This is a genomic window from Mesorhizobium sp. M8A.F.Ca.ET.165.01.1.1, assembly GCF_004792065.1.
In the GTDB taxonomy this organism is placed as follows: Bacteria; Pseudomonadota; Alphaproteobacteria; order Rhizobiales; family Rhizobiaceae; genus Mesorhizobium.
In genome coordinates this window covers 1-282 of the sequence record NZ_SRTH01000260.1, presented here as the reverse complement: position 1 = coordinate 282, position 282 = coordinate 1, and the positions used below count along the sequence as shown (strand labels likewise).

Annotated in this window: 1 protein-coding gene; it reads right to left on the bottom strand. The window is 67.0% G+C overall.

The features are described from left to right. Positions 1 to 282: 3-hydroxyacyl-CoA dehydrogenase NAD-binding domain-containing protein (locus EN808_RS36010; protein WP_245525216.1), on the bottom strand; the 282-nt coding region annotated here is incomplete at both ends.

Below are 282 nucleotides of genomic sequence, written 5' to 3'. Positions count from 1 at the left end.
GCCCTCCAGCAGCAGGAACTCGTTCTCGGCGCCTCGCGCCGACAGCATGCGGTTGCCGACGAAGCCGTGGCAGACGCCGACGACCACCGCGACCTTGCCGATGCGCCGCGCGAGATCAGCAACCGTCGCCAGCGCATCGGGCGCGGTCTTCTCGGCGCGCACGATCTCCAGGAGCTTCATGACGTTTGCCGGCGAGAAGAAATGCGTGCCGAGCACGTCCCGCGGCCGCGCGGTCGATGTGGCGATTTCGTTGACATCGAGGTAGGAGGTGTTGGTGGCAAG